This window comes from Roseovarius sp. (assembly GCF_030373445.1).
In the GTDB taxonomy this organism is placed as follows: Bacteria; Pseudomonadota; Alphaproteobacteria; order Rhodobacterales; family Rhodobacteraceae; genus Roseovarius.
Map to the genome: position 1 here is coordinate 318,582 of NZ_JAUCYU010000003.1, position 18,861 is coordinate 337,442.

Here is an 18,861-nt window from a genome sequence, read left to right on the forward strand (position 1 = left end):
GATGTATCGCCCCGCGCGCAACACGCGAGATGTGGGGGGTGGCGCAACGGGGTGGCGCAGGGTGACAGAGGTGTGAGGCGTGGCGCACGGGGCCGAGTGAGCGGGCGTTGCAATATCCGGCCCAGCACTTAGACTGCCCCGGGACCGCGCGCATGGGGGATAGGGCATGAGTGAAGCTATCGACCTCCGGCGAAATGTGGAACTGTGCCTCGAAGCCCTTGAAGCGATCGTGCCGCTGGCTGACGCTGCCGGCATTGAGACCGGTTATGACGACGCTTACGACGAGTGGGAAGAAATCGTCGAAGCGCTGTACCTGTCTTTCGTCGTCAGTCCGGTTTGCGACGGATCGCCCGACCAGGATATCCGGCAGTTTCACCGGCCCGGCTTCGAGACGGGTGGAGAGGCAAGAGCGGCGGTTCTGGTCGATGTCGACGCTCGCGCATATTTCATCTTCGACATCGCCAAGGGTGACGGCAACCGGATGCGGCTGGTTCTTCGTCCGGTGGACGGGGTGGGTGAAGGTGTTCTTGCCTGTGCCGAAGATTGCGTGAACTTTCGGGTCGGTGTGCTTGGCAAAGGTTGAACCTGGCTGAACCCCTTGCGGTGTGGCGGAGGGAGCCTTTCATCCTGACGGTGAGACGCCGCGCATCGGCGGGCCGTGGTGCGGCGAGCCGACGGGGGGTAGCTGGCACTTTATGGCTGCGGCGTACATCCATCCCTCGAGCCTGGCACTAAGGCTGCCAAATCGCCGTGCCGTCGGGGCGGCCCACCTCTCGGCGATTGCCTTGCAATCGCCTGCCGGCCAGCGGTCGATGCGCGGCGGGCTGAAGCCCTTTGTTCCGCGCGGGGGCTAGCTTCACCCCCCTGCCCTTACCCCTGATCCGTCAGCACCAGATCCGCCGCCTTCTCTGCCAGCATCACGACCGGCGCGTTGGTGTTGCCGGAGGTGAGCGTGGGGAAGACCGAGGCGTCGGCGACGCGCAGACCGTCGATGCCGTAAACCCGGAGGCGGGCGTCGACCACGTCGGTGGACGGGTCGGGCCCCATGCGGCAGGTGCTGACCGGGTGGAAGATGGTGGAGACGCGGCGGCGGATGTCGTCGATGAACTGCTCGTCGGTCTGCACCTGCGGGCCCGGCGTGATCTCGGACTCGATCAGGCGGGAAAGCGCCGGGGTTTCGGCGAAGCGGCGCATGAGCTTGGAGCCTTCGAGCATGTCCTGCACGTCGTAATCGGTGGCGAGGTAGTTGGGGAAGATGCGCGGCGCGTCGAACGGGTCGGGCGAGCGCAGGGTGATGTGGCCGCGGCTGGTGGGGCGCGTGGGCTGGGCGCCGAGGAGGAAGCCGGGGAAGGCGTCGGGGTTCATCAGGGCGCGCTTGCCGGGGACGGCCTTGGTGTAGCTGACCGGTGAGAAGAAGAGCTGCATGTTGGGTTTCGAAAGGCCCGGCCGGGTGCGGACGAAGCCGCCCGCCTGGTTGACGCCGAGCGAGAGCGGGCCGCGCCTTGTGAGGATGTAGCGGGCGCCGTGCCAGAGCTTGCCGTACCATGGCCCGAGCTGCTGGTTGAGCGTGGGCACGCGGGAGCGGAAGAGGTAGTCGATGCCGAGATGGTCCTGCAGGTGCTGGCCGACGCCTGGGCTGTCATGGACCACCTCGATGCCGTGGGATTGCAGGTCGGCGCCGGGGCCGATGCCGGAGAGCTGGAGAAGCTGGGGCGAGTTGACCGCGCCGGCGGCGACGATGACCTCGCGGCGGGCGCGGGCCTCTTTCATCGTGCCGCGCTGGCTGTAGGCGACGCCGGTGGCGCGGGTGCCGTCGAAGAGGAGCTTCGTGGCGTGGGCATGGGTTTCGACGCGCAGGTTCGGGCGGTGCCGGGCCGGGCGGATATAGGCGCGGGCGGTGGACATGCGCATGCCGTCACGGGCGGTGTTCTGGTAGGTGCCGACGCCCTCCTGCCTTGCGCCGTTGAAATCGCGATTATGGGGGAATTGCAGTTCCTCCCCCGCCTTGATGAAATCGTCGCATAGCGGGTGCAGGTCGCGATCCATGGTGCAGACATGCAGGGGACCGTCGCCGCCGCGCCATTCGTCGGCGCCGCGGTCGTTGGTCTCGGCCTTGCGGAAATAGGGCAGCACGTCGTCCCAGCCCCAGCCGGGGTTGCCCATGGCGCGCCATTCCTCGAAATCCTCGGGCTGGCCGCGGACATACACCATGGCGTTGATCGAGCTGGAGCCGCCCATCACCTTGCCGCGCGGCCAGTAGGAGACGCGGCCGCCGGTGCCGGGATCGGGTTCGGTCTGGTACATCCAGTTGACGGACTTGCGGTAGAAGGTCTTGCCGTAGCCGATCGGCATCCAGATCCAGAAGTTGAGATCGCTGCCGCCCGCTTCGAGCAGGAGGACGCTGTACTTGCCGTTTTCGCTGAGACGGTTGGCCAGCACGCAGCCCGCCGAGCCGGCGCCGACGACGATGAAGTCATGGTCTGACATGGGGTGTGCGGGCCTTCAGATATCGGGAGAGGCGCTGATGACGTAGAGCTTGCGCATGTGTTCGTGGATGACCCATTCGCCTGTCCAGCCCTGCGGCAGGATCAGCAGGTCGCCCGGGCCGATATCGCGGCTTTCGCCCTGCCCGCCCGGGCCCGAGACGGTCGCCCGGCCCGAGATGATGTGGCAGTATTCGCCCGCCGCCGTGCGGTCGGCGGTAAAGTGGCCGGGGGTGCATTCCCAGACGCCGATCTTGGTGTGCCCGTCGGCGGAGGTCCAGAGGAGGCTGGAGGCTTCCTGCTGCCCCTCGGTCAGGGTGGTGGGCTTGGCGGCGAAATCGCCGAGCGGCTGGTCGGCGAGGTTTTCGAAGGTCTTGAGGTCGATCATCGGGGGCTCCGGGGTTGAATGAAGGACGGGGCGGGAGGCCGATGCCCCCTGCCCCTTTTGGCGGTTTGGCGCGGGTTCAGGGTTTTCTCTGCTGTCCGAAGACCTGGGCCAGCACCATCATGACCGTGGTGACGAAAATCATCAGGGTCGAGATAGAGGCGATGGTCGGGTCGATCTGGTCTCGCAGGGCGTTGAACATGTTGCGGGTGAGCGTCGGGTTGTCGCCGCCGGAGATGAACATGGCCACGACCACCTCGTCGAAGGAGGTCAGGAAGGCCAGCAGCGCGCTGGTGACCACGGCGAAGCGGATCTGCGGCAGGGTGACGGTGAAGAACGCCTTCCAGCGCGGCGCGCCGAGGCTGCGGGCGGCCTGTTCCTGGCTCATGTCGTAGCCCTTGAGCGCCGAGCCGGACACGATGACGACGAGCGGCAGGGCCAGCACGGTATGGGCCAGCACGAGGCCGGTGACGGTGTAGAGGATGTTGAGCTGGACATAGGCGTAGAAGGCGCCGATGGCGACCAGCACGAGGGGCACCATCATCGGGGTGATCATCATCACGAAGGCCATCCGCACGAAGGGCACGTTGGAGGTGTGCAGCCCGTAGGCCGCGGCGACGCCCACCGGCGTGGCGACCAGCATGGTCAGGAACGCCGTCTGCAGCGAGGTGCGCATCGCCTGCATCCATTCGTCGGAGCCGAAGAAATTGTCGTACCAGCGGGTCGACCATGTCTCGGGCGGGAACTCGAGATACTGGCTGTCGGAGAAGGACATCGGCATCACGATCAGCGTGGGCAGCACCAGCAGGATCATGGTGATGACCGCGAAGACGTAGAGCCAGAGGCGCTGGCCGTGGGTGACCTGGGTTTCCGAGGCGGGGGATTTGAACCAGCTGGCCATCAGTGCCCTCCCGAGGTGATCTGGTCGAGGCGGAGGAAGCGGGAGGCGATCCAGAGGATCACGAGGGTCATGATCAGCAGGACCACGCCCATGGCGCTGGCCGCGCCCCAGTTCACGAAAAGCTCGATGTTGGAGACGATCTTCATCGACACCATGATGACCTTGCCGCCGCCCAGCACCGCAGGGGTGACGAAGAAGCCGAGGCAGAGGATGAAGACCATCAGCGCGCCGGCGAAGAGCCCGGGCGTGGTGAGCGGGAAGAACACCGTCCAGAAGGCCGTGCGGGGGTTGGCGCCGAGGTTTGAGGCGGCCTTGAGATAGTCGCGGTCGATCGCCTTCATCGCCCCGTAGACCGGCAGGATCAGGAAGGGCAGCATGATATGGACCATGCCGATCAGGGTGCCGGTCATGTTGTGGACGATCTTGAGCGGTTCGTCCCAGAGGCCGAGGTTCATGGCCCACTGGTTCACCAGCCCCTGTTTCTGCAGCAGCACAAGCCAGGCGTAGGTGCGCACCAGGAGCGAGGTCCAGAACGGCAGGAGCACCGTGATCAGGCAGAGATTGGCCAGCCGGTTGGGAAGCTGCGACATGAAATAGGCCAATGGATAGCCGATCAGGATGCAGAGGCCCGTGGTCAGCACGCTGACCTGGAAGGTGGTGATGAAGATGCGGACGTAGGATTTCCGCTTGATCATCCGCTCGTAGTTTTCCAGCGAGAATTCCCCGCTGGCGCCGATGAAGGAGACGTAGAAGAGCCAGCCCACGGGGATCACGAGGATCACGAGGATGAGCAGCATCGCCGGCGAACTGAGGCCGAAGAGGCGGAGGCGTTCGAGGCGGCCGTCGGTGCGAAGGCCGGCTTCGTTGGGGCGGAGGGCGGTGGTGGTCATGGTCAGACCTCGCGCCCGTCGATGAGCACCGTGTCCTCGGGCGCCATGGTGAGGGTGACGGTGTCGCCCACTTGCGGAAGCGAGGTGGCCCGGTCGCCGCGGACCGCGCCGCGCATGACGATCTGTTGCCCGTCCTGCAGGCGGGCGTGGAGGAGGAAGCTGTCGCCCTGGTAGACCACGTCGCTAGCGGTGGCGGTGAAGTTGTTGGCGCCCTCGACGGGCCCGGTGTCGGAGAGGAGCACGCGCTCGGGGCGGATCATCAGCTGCAGGTCGGGCGTGTCGGGCAACTCTCCGCTGTAGCGCAGGGCGGTGTCGCCGTAGTGCACGTCGGTGCCGGCCCGTTTGACCGGCAGGAAGGTGGATTCGCCGATGAAGTCGGCGACGAAGCGGTTGGCGGGCCGTTCGTAGAGGTCGCGCGGGGTGGAGAGCTGCATGATGCGGCCGTGGTTCACCACGGCGATGCGGTCGGACATGGTCAGCGCCTCGCGCTGGTCGTGGGTGACATAGACGGTCGTCATGCCGAGCTGTTCGTGGAGGTGGCGCAGTTCGATCTGCATCTGGTCGCGCAGTTTCTTGTCGAGGGCGGAAAGCGGTTCGTCCATCAACAGGATGCGCGGTTCGAAGACGATGGCGCGGGCGACGGCGACGCGCTGTTTCTGGCCGCCTGAGAGCTGGTCGATGCGGCGGTCGCCGTAGCCGCCGAGCTGGACGGTTTCGAGCGCGCGCTCGACACGTTCGGCAATCTCGGCCTTGGGGCGTTTGCGCAGGCGGAGGGGATAGCCCACGTTGCCCGCCACGGTCATGTGCGGGAAGAGCGCGTAACTCTGGAAGGTCATGCCCACGTCGCGCAGGTGGGGCGGTTTGCGGATCACCTCGTCATCGCCGAATTTCAGGCTGCCGCAATCGGGGCGGGTGAAGCCGGCGAGCACCATCAGGAGCGTCGTCTTGCCCGAGCCGGAGGGCCCCAGAAGGGTGAGGAATTCGCCGCTTTTCACCTCGAGCGAGACGTCGTCGAGCGCGTGGACCGGCCCGTAGGTCTTGGTGACGTTGCTGACGGAGATCGGCAGGGCTTCGGTGGCTTGGGTGGTCAAGGTGTCTTCCCCCGGCGTTCTGTCTGGCTGGAACGGGCGGGCGCCGCGATGGACGCCCGCCCCCTATCGGGTTTTCAGGCCGGACCTATTCGGTCAGCATTTCCTGGTACATCTCGGCCGCGATCTGTTCCCATTCAGCGTACCATTCGAGCGAGATGGGAAGCTGCTTGGCGGCGTTCTCGGGCGAGGACGGCAGGGAGGCGGCGACCTCTTCGGTGATCTCGCCGGTCTCGTAGGCGTCCTTGTTGGTCGGGCCGTAGGTGATGTATTTCGGCAGGTCGTCCTGGTATTCCGCCTTGGAAATCTCGGCGAGGAATTCCATCGCGAGATCCTTGTTCGGCGCACCCTTCGGGATGGCGAAGCAGTCATAGTCGAGCAGCGCCTGGTTGAAGGTGTAGGACACCTTGCCGCCATCCTTGGCGGCGTTGTCGAAGCGGCCGTTCCAGCCGGTGGTCATGTCGACCTCGCCATCCTTCATGAGCTGGGCGTGCTGGGCGCCCGACGACCAGTAGACGGCGATGTTGGGGCGCAGTTCGCGGATCTTGTCGAGGGCGCGCTCGATGCCTTCCTCGGAGGAGAGCACCTCGTATACCTCCTCGGGCGGGACGCCGTCGGCCATGATCGCGGGTTCGAGCGCGCCGGCCACCTGGTTGCGGTAGGCACGGGTGCCGGGGAATTTCTCGGTATCGAAGAAATCCGCCCAGTTCTGGGGGCCGTCCTCGCCGTAGGTGTTCGTGTTCCAGGCCGCCACGACCGAGAACACGTCGCCGCCGACGCAGTATTCGGAATAGAGCGACTCGTAGAAATTCGACACGTCGATCACGTCGTAGTCGAGCGGTTCGAGCAGCCCCTCGGCGCCGGCGCGGGCGGCGGAGCCGGACCCGCTGGCGACGAGGTCATAGGTGACCTGGCCGGTCGAGACCTGGAGGCGCACATCGGCCATGCCGCCGTAGGTTTCCTGTTTCACGGTGATGCCCATGGCCTCGGACGCGGGTTCGAACAGCGCCTTGCTCTGCGCCTCCTGGTAGGAGCCGCCCCACGAGGCGACGGTGATTTCCTTGTCCTGGGCCAGCGCGCTGGTCGAGGCCAGCAGCGAGACCGCGAGGGGCGCGGCGAGTGAACGTTTCATGTTGGTGTCCTCCTGTCAGAGTTGGAATTGCCGCGTTTTCCCGCGGCGGTTGCCGGTTGTTGTTGTCTTTCGCAGGCTCGGCGCGCACCGGCGAAAATCTCGGTCAGGCGTGGGCGGCCCTCCGGTATTGGCGGGTGTCCTGCCAGCGGTACCAGGCGACGGCGGCGGGCAGGAACCACGGCTTGCCGGTGTAGAGGGGGCGGGTCGGGAACGGCAGGTCGTCGAAGGCGGTGGCGCCCTCGGCGAGGCCCAGGATCCTCTGGCCGGTGCGCATGCCGAGGTAGCTGGCCATCGACACGCCGGAGCCGCAGTAGCCCATGGCGTAATGGATGCCGTCATGAGTGCCGGCATGGGCGAGCTCGTCGAAGCTGTAGGCGACGGTGCCCATCCAGGAATGGCTGATCTTGCGGTCGCGCAGTTGCGGGAAGATGCGGCACATGCTTTCGAACAGGCGCGGGCCGGAGATGTTGGGATCGGTTTCCGCCGCCGAGACGCGGCCGCCGAAGAGGATGCGTTTCCTGTCGGGCGAGGCGCGGTAGTAGTAGAGCACCTTGAACGTGTCGCTGGCGATGCGGTCGGTGGGGAAGAGCTCGTTCACGAGGGAGTCGGGCAGTTCCTCGGTGGCGATGATGTAGCTGCCGATAGGGATGACCCGGCGTTGCAGCCAGGGCGTGAGGCCGGTGGTGTAGCCGTTGGTGGCGACCACGACCTCGCGCGCCTCGACGGTGCCCTTCTCGGTGGTGACGCGGAAGCCCTTGACGTTGCGGTCGATGCCGGTGACGCGGCAATGGCCGAGGATCCGGGCGCCGGCGTCGGTGGCCAGCCGCAGCAGGCCGCGGTGGTATTTCGCGGGGTGCAGCGAGCAGTGGTTGGGGTAGACGAGGCCGCCGTAATAGGTGTCGGTGCCCAGTTCCGTCTTCTGCTCGGCGCGGGGGACGGTGAAGCACTCGATCCCTTCCTGCGCGCGCAGTGTCTCGGCGTCGCGGGCGAGGGTTTCGTAGCTGTCGGGGGAGTGGGCGGCGTGGAAGCGGCCAACCTTGCGGAAATCGCAGTCGATGCCTTCGGTCTTGACGAAGTCCTCGATCCACGAAAGGGCCGATGCCCCTTCGCCCCGGATGGCGCGGGCCTTCTGCTTGCCGTGCTTGGCGGCGAGCTTTTCCAGCGAGGGCTTGATGCTGGTGCTGATCTGGCCGCCATTGCGGGTGGAACAGCCGTAACCGGGATCGTCGGCGTCGAGCACGAGGGTGGAGCGGCCGCCGCGCGCCGTCTGGATGGCGGCGTTGAGGCCGGTATAGCCGGAGCCCACGACGACCACGTCGACGGATACCGGCAGGTCGCCGGAGAAGTCCGGCGCCGGGCCGACATCGTCGAGCCAGTAGACTTGATGGCGCGGGGCCGTCGATGTCGATGTTGCCATCGGTATCCTCCAGACGCGCGGGATGCGGCAAGCGCCGCACTGCGCGGGTTATCGTCAAAACGCTAGGGCAGGATTGGCCCGGACCTCATATCCAATTTGATAAATTGGTCAGACCAATTTGCCCCGCCATGCCGGCAGGTCGCGGATCGCCTCGATGCCGCGGTGGATGTCTTCCGGAGCGACGCTGCCGAAGCCGAATACCAGCCCGGATCTGCCGATCGGGTCAAGGCAGTAGCGCGACAGCGGCGCCAGGGTGACGCCCTTTTCGGCAGCCTGTGCCACGAGCGCCTGTTCATCGACCGCGCCGGAGATGAAGGCGGGGGTGTGGAAGCCGCTGGCGGTGTCCTGCAGCGCCACGCAGTCGGGGAGGGAATGCGCCGCCTCGACCAGCGCCTCGTAGCGGGCCTTGTAGAGGCGGCGCATCAGGCGGATGTGGGTGGCGAAATGCCCCTCGTCCATGAAATCGGCGACGATGGCCTGGGTGGCGGTGGGCGGGCCGCTGGCCCAGAACTGGAACATCCGGTCGAACACGTCGGTCATGCGTTCGGGGACCAGCACGAAGCCCAGCCGGAGCGCCGGGAAGAGCGACTTGGAGAAGGTGCCGACATAGAGCACGCGGCCGGCATTGTCGGTGCCGCGCAGCGCGGGCTGGGCGGCGCTGCCGTAGTAGAATTCGCCGTCGTAATCGTCTTCGATGATGAGCGCCTGCGCCTCTTCCGCCGCCTGCAGGAGTTCGAACCGGCGGGAGAGGGACATGACGTGGCCCAGGGGCTGCTGGTGCGAGGGGGTGACGAAGGCGAGGCGGAAATGCGGGGCCTTGGCGAGGCCGTCGGCGACGACCATGCCTTCCTCGTCGACGTCGACGGGGACCAGTTCGGCGCCTTCGGAGAGGAGCGCGTTGCGGGCGCCGGAAGCGCCGGGGTTTTCCATCCAGACGCGGTCGCCGGGGTTGAGCAGCAGGCGGCCGATGAGCGAGAAGGCGTGCTGGGCGCCGCAGGTGATGAAGATCTGTTCGTGGTGGCAGCGGATGCCCTTGAGCGCGCTGAGATGGGTGGCGATGGCGCGGCGCAGCGCCTCGAGCCCCTTGGGCTGGCCGTAGCCCATCACGTCGCTGCGGGCGCCGCGGAGGTGGCGGGCGGAGAGGCGCGACCAGTGGGCGATGGGGAAGGCATCAAGCGCCGGCAGGGCGGTGACGAAGGCGCGGGGCTCGTGCGGGAGCCATGTGCGGGTGGCGTAATCCTTCTCGGCATGGCTGATGGCATAGGAGAGGCGCGGATTGGGGCCGGAATGGACGGCGTCGGGGGGCGCCGTGGGCGGGCGCTGGTTTTCCAGCGTCTCGCTGACGAAGGTGCCGGCGCCGACGCGGGAGACCAGCATGCCTTCGGAGACCAGCCGGTCGATGGCGTCGATGACGGTGGTGCGGGAGACGCCCAGCTCGCGGGCGAGCGTGCGGGTGGCGGGGAGGCGTTCGCCGGGCGGCAGGCCGCCCGACAGCAGGATGTCGCGGAGCGCCATGTAGAGCTGGACGCTGACGGATTTGCGCGAATTGCGGTCGATCTGGATGGACGACAACAGCGCCCCGGCAGCGTGTTTCATGGGCCCTCCGGACCAATTGGTCTGGCCAACTTACCGAAATGGATATACCGGACCGGCCAATTATTTTCCAGCCTGCAATCCGACACATCAGCGCCAAGGCCCGGTTGACCCAGATGAAACTGCAAAAACTCGAGACATTCACCGACAGCTTCGTCTGTTTCGTCAAGGCCACCGCCGAGGATGGCGCCGAAGGCTGGGGACAGGTCGCGCCCTATTGCGCGGACATCACCGCGCAGGTGCTGCACCGGCAGGTGGCGCCCCACGCGCTGGGGATGGATTGCGGGGATATCGACGGGATGCTCGATATCGTGCGGGACCGGGAGCACAAGTTTCCGGGCTCGTACCTGCGGCGAGCGATGGGCGGGGTGGATACCGCGATCTGGGACATGCGGGGCAAGCGCGAGGGCAAGCCCGTCTGCGAGCTGATCGGGGGCAGCGCGGGACGCGTGCGTGCCTATGCGTCGTCGATGAAGCGGGACATCACGCCAAAGGACGAGGCGGAGCGGTTCCTGCGGCTGCGCGATGCGCACGGCTTCGATGCGTTCAAGTTCCGGATCGGGGCCGAGGTGGGCCGCGACACCGACGAGTGGGAGGGCCGGACCGAGGAGATCGTGCCGACCATCCGACGCGCGCTGGGGGACGAGGCGGCGCTGCTGGTCGATGCGAATTCCTGTTACTCGCCGGCGAAGGCGATCGAGGTGGGCAGGCTTTTGCAGGATCACGGGATCTCGCATTACGAGGAGCCCTGCCCCTATTGGGAGTTCGAGCAGACCAGGGCGGTGACCGAGGCGCTGGAGATCGATGTCTGCGGCGGCGAGCAGGATTGCATGATGGCCAACTGGAAGGGGATGGTCGACGGGCGGATCGTCGACGTTCTGCAGCCGGACGTGCTGTATATCGGCGGGATTGCCCGCACCCTGAGAGTGGCGCGGATGGCCGAGGCGGCGGGGATGCCGGTGACGCCGCATGCCGCGAACCTGTCGCTGGTGACGCTGTTCACGATGCACCTGCTGCGGGCGATTCCCTGCGCGGGCAAGTACCTGGAGTTCTCGATCGAGGGCGAGGATTACTATCCCTGGCAGGAGGGGCTGTTCCGGAACGACCCCTACGAGGTTGTGGGTGGGCACGTGACGGTGACGGAGGCGCCGGGCTGGGGGGTGGAAATCTGCCCCGACTGGCTGGACCGGGCGGCGTACCAGGTGAGCGAGGCGGGCTGAGGCCGGCCGGGCGCCCGACAGCGTTGCAACCTTGGGTTCATCCGGGCAGGGCGCGAGGCGGGTGTCGCCGCGCCCGCGCGGTGCCGATTCCGGTGCTGATTCCGGGGCCGGGAGGCGGCAGACCCCGACCTGCCGGGGGGCGAAAAGCCCGCGTTCCGGCGGTGACATGCCGATAAGTGCCTAGACAGACGGCAGGTATGTGCCAGCCTCGGCCACGTTTCGCTCAATTCCGCGGGTCCGGACGGATTTCCGTGAGATACCAGTTTTTTAGCCCCACAAAATGTGTAAACCGGACAAAAGCCTTGAGCCCGCGAGCCGTGTTCGCGACGGCTTGGAATCAGAACTGGACACTATCCCGCATGCGGACAGACCCTATCCATCTTACCCGACGTGGCGTGCTGCTTTCTTCCTCTGCCCTGATGCTCATGACCGCCGGCGGCGCGCTCTCGCAGGAGGCGACCGCCGACGAGACGGCGGAGCCGCCGGAGGATGACGGCGGCGCCTTCAGTTTCGAACGCCTTGTCGAGGAAATGCGCGCCGGCGCCCAGCGGGCGGACGAGCCGCACGCCGTCGAGAACAGCTTTCTCAACGATCTGAACTACGACGATTACCGGCTGATCCGGTTCGATCCGGAGCGGTCGCGTTTCGGGGCGATCGACCACACGCGGTTCGAGCTGCACGCGTTTCACATGGGCTGGCTGTTCAACCGGCCGGTACATCTTTTCGAGGTCGCGAACGGCCGCGTCCGGCCGATGGAGTTCGACACCGACGATTTCATCTACGACCGAACGGTGCGCGAGAAGGTGCCGGAGCACACCGCGCTTCCGGGGGTGGCCGGGTTCCGGCTGCACAACCCGATCAACCGGCCCGACATCATGGACGAGCTGATCGCGTTCCAGGGCGCATCCTATTTCCGGGCGCTTGGGCGGGGGTCGACCTATGGCCTGTCGGCGCGCGGTCTGGCGGTGAATACCGGCTCGGACGTGAAGGAGGAATTCCCGCGTTTCACCCGGTTCTGGATCAGCCGGCCCGATCCGGGCTCGGACGTGATCACGGTCTGGGCGGCGCTGGAGAGCCCGTCGCTGACCGGGGCCTACGAGTTCGTCATCTCGCCCGGGCGGGACACGACGATGGACGTGCGGGCGCGGCTGTTCTTCCGCCGGGACATCGCCCAGCTGGGCGTGGCGCCGCTGACCTCGATGTTCCTGTATGGCGACCGCAACCGGGCGAAGTTCGACGATTTCCGGCCCGCCGTGCATGACAGCGAGGGGCTGGCGATCGTGCGGGCGGACGGGCACCGGGTGTGGCGGCCGCTGTCGAACCCGCCGCGGCTGGCGTCGAGCTTCTTCAAGGAGGACACGCCGCGCAGTTTCGGCCTGTGCCAGCGCAACCGGGATTTCGACCATTACCAGGATGCCGCGGCGGTCTACGAGCGGCGCCCCTCCTGCATGGTGGAACCGATCGGCGACTGGGGCCGTGGCTCGATCCGGCTGGTGGAGATACCGTCGGACCTGGAGATCAACGACAATATCGTCGCCTTCTGGGTGCCGGCCCAGCCGGCCCGGGCGGGCGAGGAGATGACCCTGCAATACCGGCTGCACTGGGGCGACCTTCCGCCCGAGGAAAACGGCGACCTGGCCTATGTCGTGGCGTCGCGCGCGGGGGTCGGCGGCGTGTCGGGTGTGGAGAACCAGGACGGCTCGCGAAAGTTCGTCGTGGATTTTTCCGGTGGTCCGCTGGAACATTTGCCGGCCGAAGCCGTTGAGGACCTGACGGTCGTCGCGTCGGCGGTCGGGGCACGTATTACTTCGCAAGTTCTTCATCGTATCGCCGGGAACAACATGTGGCGGCTGGTGCTTGACGTGATCGGCGAGGGAGAAGTTATCGAACTTTCGGCGCATGTAGAAGGTTACGGTCAAAAACTCACGGAAACATGGCTCTTTCAATGGCTTACGGAACAATAGCGACGGATGACGCGATCCTGCACGTGGGTGCGAGCGGCGGAGAGGCGGCTGTGCCCTTCGTCGGGCGTGGCTTCCCGGACGAGGCGTGCGCGCTGCCTGCCGCGCCGCTGCCGATGCCGACCCAGACGATCGAGGCCGATGCCGGCCTGCTTCACCGGCTGCTGCGGCGGCTGAGGGGCGGCGGTGCTGTGCGGCCCTCGATGGACGTGGGCGCCTGACCCGGCGCATGGGATCGCCGCGCGGGTCCATATCCGCAATCTACGCGTTGCGGACCGGAATGATCGTCACGAGCCTGCTGTGCGGGCTCGGGGCCTTTATCCTTTTCCTGGAATTCGGTGAGGCCACGGGCCTGACTTGGATCGACGTGTTCCGCGCGGTGCTGATCCTGATCTCGACCCTGTGGCTGGCCTGGGGCGCGACGCTGGCCTTTGTCGGCATGACGTCGCGCGCGCGGCCGCCCGAGGGGGTGGAGGATGTGCCGATCCGGGGGCGGACCTGTGTGCTGATGCCGGTCTACAACGAGAACCCCGAGGAGAGCTTTTCGCGGGTGGCGGCGATGGAGGCCTCGCTCAGGGAGATCGGTGATCCGGCGGAGATCCATTTCGCCATCCTGTCGGACACGCGCGATGAGGGCATCGCCGCGCAGGAGCGGGCGGTGTTCCGGCGGATGGTCGAGGAATGCGACGGCGTCGGCCGGTTCTTCTACCGGCGGCGCGAGAAGAACACCGGCAAGAAGGCCGGCAATATCGAGGATTTCATCACCCGGTCGGGGGCGGCATATGATTATGCCGTGATCCTGGACGCGGATTCGCTGATGGAGGGGAAGACCATCCTGACGATGATCCGGCGGATGGAGGCGGAGCCGCAGCTTGGCCTGTTGCAGACGCTGCCGAAGATCATCCGGGCGGAATCGCATTTCGGGCGGGCGATGCAGTTCTCGGCCAGTTTCTTCTCGCCGGTCTTTGCCCGCGGCCTTGCCATGGTGCAGGGGCGGACAGGGCCGTTCTGGGGGCATAACGCGATCATAAACGTGCGGGCGTTCGCGCAGTCCTGCGGGCTGCCGGAACTGAAGGGCACGCCGCCCTTCGGCGGGCACGTGATGAGCCATGATTATGTCGAGGCGGCATTGCTGGCGCGGAACGGGTGGATCGTGCGGCTGGATGACGACCTTGAAGGCTCGTTCGAGGAAGGGCCGGAGAATATCGTCGACCATGCCAAGCGCGACAGGCGCTGGTGCCAGGGGAACCTGCAGCACCTGCGGATCATCAGCGCGCCCGGGCTGAAGCCCTGGTCGCGTTTCGTGTTCGCGCAAGGCGTGATGGCGTTCATCGCGCCGCTGTTCTGGATGGGGTTCATCGCCGCGTCGATCGCGGCGCCGCTGTTGGTGACCCCGCCGGATTATTTCCCCGTGCCCGGCTGGCCCTTCCCGCAATTCCCGCAATCGGCCGCGTCGATGGCGATCAGCCTTGCGATCGGGATCTTCGGGCTGCTGTTCCTGCCCAAGCTCCTGATCATGGCGCGCGCCATCCTGTCGGGCGAGGCCAAGCGGTTCGGCGGCCCGGGCCGGGTGTTCCTGTCGACGCTGGGCGAGCTGCTTCTGTCGTCGCTGACCGCGCCGGTGCTGATGATGTTCACCATCCGATCGGTGCTGGAGGTGCTGATGCGGCGCGACGGGGGCTGGCCCACGAACAACCGGGGCGATGGCATCCTGCAATGGCCCGAGGCGTTCGCCGCGTCGTGGTGGATCATCGTGACGGGCTGTGGCGGGCTGTTCGCCGCGTGGTTCCTGACGCCGGAGCTGTTCCTGTGGCTGCTGCCGGTGGGGGTGCCGATGATCCTTGCGCCGGCGCTCTTGCGCTGGGGGTCGCTGCCGTCGCTGGGCAAGCTGATGATCACGCCGGCCGAGCAGTCGCCGCAACGGGTGATCCAGCTTTACGATGCCGTTCTGGCGCGCTGGGGGGTCGATGCGCAAAGCTCGATCCCGGTGGTGCCGCTGCGCCTGCCGGAAAAGGACGGGGTGAAGGTCTGAGGCCTCAGGCGCCGCGCTGCCAGGGCGTTGTGGGGTAATCCGCCTCGCCCTGGGGTTCGTGGAAGGCGAGGATGCGGCTGACGTAATCGAGGAAATCCGTCTGTTCCTGCGCGGCCAGTGGCGAGAGCAGGTAGTGCTGGCTTTCGGTGATGCGGTCGCGGAGCCGGGCGAGCAGCTGGGCGCCGTCCTCGGTGATGTCCACCACGCGCGAGCGGCGGTCGGTTTCCTTGACCGAGCGGCGGACGAGGCCGCGCTTTTCCAGACGGCGCAACACGTCGCCGGTGGTGGAGGCGTCGAGATAGGCGAGCGCGGCGATGGCGGTCTGGTCGAGTTGCCGGTTCTGGGCGAGGATCTGCAGGATGGTGTACTGGACCGGCGTGATCTCTGCCGTCTCGAGCGTTTCGTGGAACAGCGAAATGGCCACCTGTTGCAGCCGGCGGATCATGAAGCCGGGCTGGTCGGGCAGTTTGCGGATGGTCATGCTTTGGCCATGGGCGGTTCCGGGTGTCCTGTGACGAGAGCATTCGGGCGGGGGTCTGTCAACCGTGTCAGCCGCCGAGATCGCCGGTCTGGAGCATGCCGGAGGCGAGGTAGCCGCCATCGACCGGCAGGGTTACCCCGTTGATATAGCGCGATTCTTCCGAGAGCAGGAAGAGGATGGCCGGGGTGATGTCGTCGACGCCCGCCAGCTTGCCGGTGGGGATCATCGGCAGGACGGCGGCGCGGGTGGCCTCGGTGTAAAGCTCTTCGGTCATGGCGGTGACGGTGGGGCCCGGGGCGACCGCGTTGGCGGTGACGCCCGCCCGGCCGAACTCGAGGGCGAACTGGCGGGTGAGGCCGATAATGGCGGATTTGGAGGTGCCGTAGGCCGCCCGGCCGATGCCCGCGCGGTAGCCCGAGACCGAGGAGAGGCTGACGATGCGGCCGTAGCGGCTGGCGCTCATGGCCGTGGCGGCGCGGCGGCCGCAAAGGAAGCTGCCGCGCACATTGACGTCGAGCACTTTCGAGAAGGTGTCGCCGGACATCTCGGCCATGGGGGCGACCTGGAGGATGCCGGCGCTGCTGACGAGGCCGGTGATCGGGCCGGCCCAGTCTTCGGCATTCGTGAAGGCGGCGTCGACGGAGGCCTCGTCGGTGACGTCGAGGGTGAGGCCAAGGGCCTGCCCCCCTGCCCCGGTGACCTGGGCGACGGTGGCGGCGACGCGCGCCTCGTCGATATCGGCCACTGCGACGGGCACGCCTTGAGCGGCCAGGGCGATGGCCGTGGCCTGCCCGATGCCCGACCCGCCGCCGGTGATGACGGTGACGCCTTGCTTGAAAGTGAACATGATCCGGTACCCTCGGTTGATATGCGTCAGGCCGGGACGGTCGCGTCGCGGACCATGTAGCCCTTGGTGGCGAAGGTGCCGTTTTCCTTGCGGAATTGCGACATGTAGTCGGGCCAGATGGCGGTGAGCTTGCCGCTGCGGGGGTGGAGGTACCAGCTTTGGCAGCCGCCCGCGATCCAGACCGTGCGTTCGGCGCGGTCGTGGATGGACTTGACGTAAGCGGCCTGGGCCTCGCGGTCGGGTTCGATGACCTTGTCGCCTTCGAAGAGATACTGGAGCGCGCCCCGGATGTACTCGATCTGGGTTTCGACCATGTAGATCATCGAGCCGGCGCCGAGGCCGGTGTTGGGGCCGAGCATCATGAAGAAGTTCGGGTAACCGTGCACGGTGGTGCAGGCATAGGCCTGTCCGCCGTCCTGCCACTGGTCGGAGAGGCGGCCCGTCTTGCCGTGGATGACCTCGGCGATGGGCAGCTCGGTGGCCTCGAACCCGGTGGCGAGGATCAGCATGTCGAGCGCGACATGGGTGCCGTCGGTAAGGACGACGCCGGTTTCGTCGATGCGGTCGATGCCGGTGGTCTCCAACGTCACGTTCTCGCGCTGGATGGCGGGGTAGTAGTCGTTCGAAATCAGGATGCGCTTACATCCGACGGAATAGGGCGGGGTCAGTTTCTCGCGAAGGGCGGGGTCGGCGACCTGGTCTTCGAGATGGCCGCGCGACATCTCCTCGATCTGGGCGAGGAAGGCCGGGATCTGCAGGCGCTGGGGGAAGCGGCTTTCGTTGCCCCAGAAGAGTTCCTTGCGGAAGTCCTGCAGCATCTCAGGGAAGCGGGCGAACATGCCCTTTTGCGCCTCGGAATAGGGGGCGTCGCGGCGAGGGACGATATAGGGCGCCGTGCGCTGGAAGACGGTGAGGTGGGAGACGTCGGGGGCGATTTCCGGCGCGATCTGGATCGAGGAGGCGCCGGTGCCGATGATGCCGACGCGTTTGCCGGTGTAGTCGTAGTCGTGATCCCATTGCGAGGAGTGCATCATCTTGCCGGTGAAGCTGTCGAGCCCCTCGATATCGGGCATGGCGAGGTCGGAGAGGTGGCCGGTGGCCGAAACCAGCGCGCGGGCGCGGTAGGTGCCGGTGGTGGTCTCGACCTGCCAGAGGTCTTCGGCCTCGATCCATTCGGCGCGGGTGACGGTGGTACCGAAGCGGACCTTGGGGTAGATGCCTTCGTCTTCCGCCGTGTCCTGCAGGTATTTCAGGATTTCCGGCTGCTTGGAGTAGGTGCGGCTCCAGTTCGGGTTGGGGCGGAAGGAATAGGAATAGAGGTGCGAGAAGACATCGCAGCCGGCGCCCGGGTAGTGGTTGTCGCGCCATGTGCCGCCGACGTCCTGGCCGCGTTCGAGCATCAGGTAGTCGCGGTTCCCCTCGCGTTCGAGGATGACGGCGAGGCCGAGGCCGGAGAAGCCGGTGCCGACGATCAGGACCTCGGCATCGACCTGCTGTTTCGGGGTGGTGGTCTGGATGTTCATGGGGACCTCGGGTGTGGGCTCAGGCATGGATGGGGGCGTGGACGGTGCCGGGCGCGTCGCGCTCGGGCTCGTCGATGAAGTCGCGGATCAGCATCAGCAGGTGCGAGGGGCGTTCATGGGCCACGGCGTGGCCCGACGGCACCTCGGCGAAGCGGGCATTCTCGATCGCGCCGAAGAGCAGCTTGGAATGGTAGATGGGCACCATCTGGTCCTGCGTGCAGCCGATGACGAGGGTGGGCGCGGTGATGTTGGCGACCGCGTCGGTGATGTCGACGGTGCGGTTGAAGACCATCTTGGCGTAGCGGTCGGAGCCGTCGCCGATCTTGGCGACCAGCGCGTCAACCTCGCCGGGCAGGCGCATGGTGAGGAAGGCATGGCTGAAGGCCGTCATGACCATGAAGCCGGGCATGGCGGCGCTTTTCTCCTCGTGCAGCTTGAACCAGACGTCGTAGCGCAGGTGCTGGTGGATGTCGGTCTTGATCCAGCCGGCGATGAGGGTGAGGGACTTGACGATCTCGGGCGTGGTGCCGGCGAGATGGGCGGCGATGACGGCGCCGAAAGAGCAGCCGGTCAGGTGGACCGGGCCGTCGCAGAGGGCGGCGATGACGGCGCGGGCCTGATCGGCGTAGGTGTCCGCGGTGGCGCCGTCGGTGTCGACGAAGTCGAAGGCCACGACGCGGCGGCCGTCGGCGAGCATCGGGAAGAGCGCCCAGTAGGTACTCTGGGCCGAGCCGCTGGTGCCGTGCAGGAGCACGATCGTATCCTCGCCCCGCCGGTGCGGCGCGGAATCGTAGGTGCGGATGGTGAGCCCGTCATGGGTGATCTCGCCGTCCACGACATCGGATGTAAATGCCATTCTCTCCTCCCCCGGCCGGTCTGACCGGATAATCATGAGTATACTTAGTATT

Annotated in this window: 17 protein-coding genes; 5 read left to right on the plus strand and 12 right to left on the minus strand. The window is 66.6% G+C overall.

Annotation, left to right across the window (positions count from 1 at the left end):
• Nucleotides 1-166: 166 nt before the first annotated feature.
• The gene (locus QUV18_RS07820; RefSeq protein ID WP_300893066.1) at nt 167-583 is read left to right on the plus strand and encodes a hypothetical protein; all 417 of its coding nucleotides are present in this window, start codon (nt 167-169) and stop codon (nt 581-583) included.
• A gap of 287 nt (nt 584-870) precedes the next feature.
• On the opposite strand, the gene QUV18_RS07825 is transcribed toward QUV18_RS07820, so the two are convergent.
• From QUV18_RS07825 to QUV18_RS07860, 8 genes are all read right to left on the minus strand, one after another.
• Entirely contained in the window at nt 871-2,487 is a 1,617-nt protein-coding gene (locus tag QUV18_RS07825; protein ID WP_300893067.1) for a choline dehydrogenase, read from the minus strand.
• Between the two features lie 15 nt (nt 2,488-2,502).
• On the minus strand, nt 2,503-2,871 hold the full coding sequence (locus tag QUV18_RS07830; RefSeq protein ID WP_300893068.1) for a cupin domain-containing protein: 369 nt from the start codon (nt 2,869-2,871) through the stop codon (nt 2,503-2,505).
• A gap of 76 nt (nt 2,872-2,947) precedes the next feature.
• A complete protein-coding gene (locus QUV18_RS07835) occupies nt 2,948-3,769 on the minus strand; it encodes an ABC transporter permease (RefSeq protein ID WP_300893069.1) in 822 nt (273 codons plus the stop codon).
• Nucleotides 3,769-4,659: an ABC transporter permease gene (locus QUV18_RS07840; protein ID WP_300893071.1), complete on the minus strand. Its 891-nt coding sequence runs from the start codon at nt 4,657-4,659 to the stop codon at nt 3,769-3,771. Before QUV18_RS07840 ends, QUV18_RS07835 begins: the two co-directional genes overlap by 1 nt.
• A gap of 2 nt (nt 4,660-4,661) precedes the next feature.
• Complete coding sequence (locus tag QUV18_RS07845) at nt 4,662-5,750, minus strand: ABC transporter ATP-binding protein (protein WP_300893072.1); 1,089 nt, start codon at nt 5,748-5,750, stop codon at nt 4,662-4,664.
• A gap of 85 nt (nt 5,751-5,835) precedes the next feature.
• The gene (locus tag QUV18_RS07850; protein ID WP_300893074.1) at nt 5,836-6,879 is read right to left on the minus strand and encodes an ABC transporter substrate-binding protein; all 1,044 of its coding nucleotides are present in this window, start codon (nt 6,877-6,879) and stop codon (nt 5,836-5,838) included.
• A gap of 103 nt (nt 6,880-6,982) precedes the next feature.
• Nucleotides 6,983-8,296 carry an FAD-binding oxidoreductase gene (locus tag QUV18_RS07855; protein WP_300893076.1) on the minus strand — a complete coding sequence of 438 codons (1,314 nt, stop codon included), beginning with the start codon at nt 8,294-8,296 and terminating at the stop codon, nt 6,983-6,985.
• Nucleotides 8,297-8,404: 108 nt separating this feature from the next.
• Nucleotides 8,405-9,892, minus strand: coding sequence for a PLP-dependent aminotransferase family protein (locus QUV18_RS07860; protein WP_300893077.1), 1,488 nt, complete (start codon nt 9,890-9,892; stop codon nt 8,405-8,407).
• A 113-nt stretch (nt 9,893-10,005) separates the two neighbouring features.
• Between QUV18_RS07860 and QUV18_RS07865 the strand changes: the two genes are divergently transcribed.
• The 4 genes from QUV18_RS07865 to mdoH all read left to right on the plus strand — a co-directional run bounded on the left by QUV18_RS07865 (nt 10,006) and on the right by mdoH (nt 15,102).
• Nucleotides 10,006-11,109 (plus strand): mandelate racemase/muconate lactonizing enzyme family protein, encoded by a 1,104-nt coding sequence (locus QUV18_RS07865; protein WP_300893078.1) that lies wholly within the window; start codon nt 10,006-10,008, stop codon nt 11,107-11,109.
• A 359-nt stretch (nt 11,110-11,468) separates the two neighbouring features.
• A complete protein-coding gene (locus tag QUV18_RS07870) occupies nt 11,469-13,073 on the plus strand; it encodes a glucan biosynthesis protein G (protein WP_300893080.1) in 1,605 nt (534 codons plus the stop codon).
• Entirely contained in the window at nt 13,055-13,291 is a 237-nt protein-coding gene (locus tag QUV18_RS07875) for a hypothetical protein (RefSeq protein ID WP_300893082.1), read from the plus strand. Before QUV18_RS07870 ends, QUV18_RS07875 begins: the two co-directional genes overlap by 19 nt.
• Nucleotides 13,292-13,299: 8 nt before the next feature.
• On the plus strand, nt 13,300-15,102 hold the full coding sequence (gene mdoH, locus QUV18_RS07880; RefSeq protein WP_300893083.1) for a glucans biosynthesis glucosyltransferase MdoH: 1,803 nt from the start codon (nt 13,300-13,302) through the stop codon (nt 15,100-15,102).
• Between the two features lie 4 nt (nt 15,103-15,106).
• On the opposite strand, the gene QUV18_RS07885 is transcribed toward mdoH, so the two are convergent.
• The 4 genes from QUV18_RS07885 to QUV18_RS07900 form a co-directional block, all read right to left on the minus strand.
• Nucleotides 15,107-15,583, minus strand: coding sequence for a MarR family transcriptional regulator (locus QUV18_RS07885; protein WP_300893085.1), 477 nt, complete (start codon nt 15,581-15,583; stop codon nt 15,107-15,109).
• Between the two features lie 67 nt (nt 15,584-15,650).
• Nucleotides 15,651-16,430, minus strand: coding sequence for an SDR family NAD(P)-dependent oxidoreductase (locus tag QUV18_RS07890; protein ID WP_300893086.1), 780 nt, complete (start codon nt 16,428-16,430; stop codon nt 15,651-15,653).
• 26 nt (nt 16,431-16,456) lie between these two features.
• A complete protein-coding gene (locus QUV18_RS07895) occupies nt 16,457-17,980 on the minus strand; it encodes an NAD(P)/FAD-dependent oxidoreductase (RefSeq protein WP_300893087.1) in 1,524 nt (507 codons plus the stop codon).
• A complete protein-coding gene (locus QUV18_RS07900) occupies nt 17,973-18,809 on the minus strand; it encodes an alpha/beta hydrolase (protein ID WP_300893089.1) in 837 nt (278 codons plus the stop codon). Before QUV18_RS07900 ends, QUV18_RS07895 begins: the two co-directional genes overlap by 8 nt.
• Nucleotides 18,810-18,861 lie beyond the last annotated feature (52 nt).

What these genes read in the sequence shown, in the direction of transcription:
- QUV18_RS07860 (WP_300893077.1), bottom strand. Translation starts at nt 9,892, where the DNA reads ATGAAACACGCTGCCGGGGCGCTGTTGTCGTCCATCCAGATCGACCGC.
- QUV18_RS07825 (WP_300893067.1), bottom strand. Translation starts at nt 2,487, where the DNA reads ATGTCAGACCATGACTTCATCGTCGTCGGCGCCGGCTCGGCGGGCTGC.
- QUV18_RS07875 (WP_300893082.1), top strand. Translation starts at nt 13,055, where the DNA reads ATGGCTTACGGAACAATAGCGACGGATGACGCGATCCTGCACGTGGGT.
- QUV18_RS07890 (WP_300893086.1), bottom strand. Translation starts at nt 16,430, where the DNA reads ATGTTCACTTTCAAGCAAGGCGTCACCGTCATCACCGGCGGCGGGTCG.
- QUV18_RS07900 (WP_300893089.1), bottom strand. Translation starts at nt 18,809, where the DNA reads ATGGCATTTACATCCGATGTCGTGGACGGCGAGATCACCCATGACGGG.
- QUV18_RS07865 (WP_300893078.1), top strand. Translation starts at nt 10,006, where the DNA reads ATGAAACTGCAAAAACTCGAGACATTCACCGACAGCTTCGTCTGTTTC.
- QUV18_RS07820 (WP_300893066.1), top strand. Translation starts at nt 167, where the DNA reads ATGAGTGAAGCTATCGACCTCCGGCGAAATGTGGAACTGTGCCTCGAA.
- QUV18_RS07840 (WP_300893071.1), bottom strand. Translation starts at nt 4,659, where the DNA reads ATGACCACCACCGCCCTCCGCCCCAACGAAGCCGGCCTTCGCACCGAC.
- QUV18_RS07870 (WP_300893080.1), top strand. Translation starts at nt 11,469, where the DNA reads ATGCGGACAGACCCTATCCATCTTACCCGACGTGGCGTGCTGCTTTCT.
- QUV18_RS07895 (WP_300893087.1), bottom strand. Translation starts at nt 17,980, where the DNA reads ATGCCTGAGCCCACACCCGAGGTCCCCATGAACATCCAGACCACCACC.
- mdoH (WP_300893083.1), top strand. Translation starts at nt 13,300, where the DNA reads ATGGGATCGCCGCGCGGGTCCATATCCGCAATCTACGCGTTGCGGACC.
- QUV18_RS07830 (WP_300893068.1), bottom strand. Translation starts at nt 2,871, where the DNA reads ATGATCGACCTCAAGACCTTCGAAAACCTCGCCGACCAGCCGCTCGGC.
- QUV18_RS07885 (WP_300893085.1), bottom strand. Translation starts at nt 15,583, where the DNA reads ATGACCATCCGCAAACTGCCCGACCAGCCCGGCTTCATGATCCGCCGG.
- QUV18_RS07855 (WP_300893076.1), bottom strand. Translation starts at nt 8,296, where the DNA reads ATGGCAACATCGACATCGACGGCCCCGCGCCATCAAGTCTACTGGCTC.
- QUV18_RS07850 (WP_300893074.1), bottom strand. Translation starts at nt 6,879, where the DNA reads ATGAAACGTTCACTCGCCGCGCCCCTCGCGGTCTCGCTGCTGGCCTCG.
- QUV18_RS07835 (WP_300893069.1), bottom strand. Translation starts at nt 3,769, where the DNA reads ATGGCCAGCTGGTTCAAATCCCCCGCCTCGGAAACCCAGGTCACCCAC.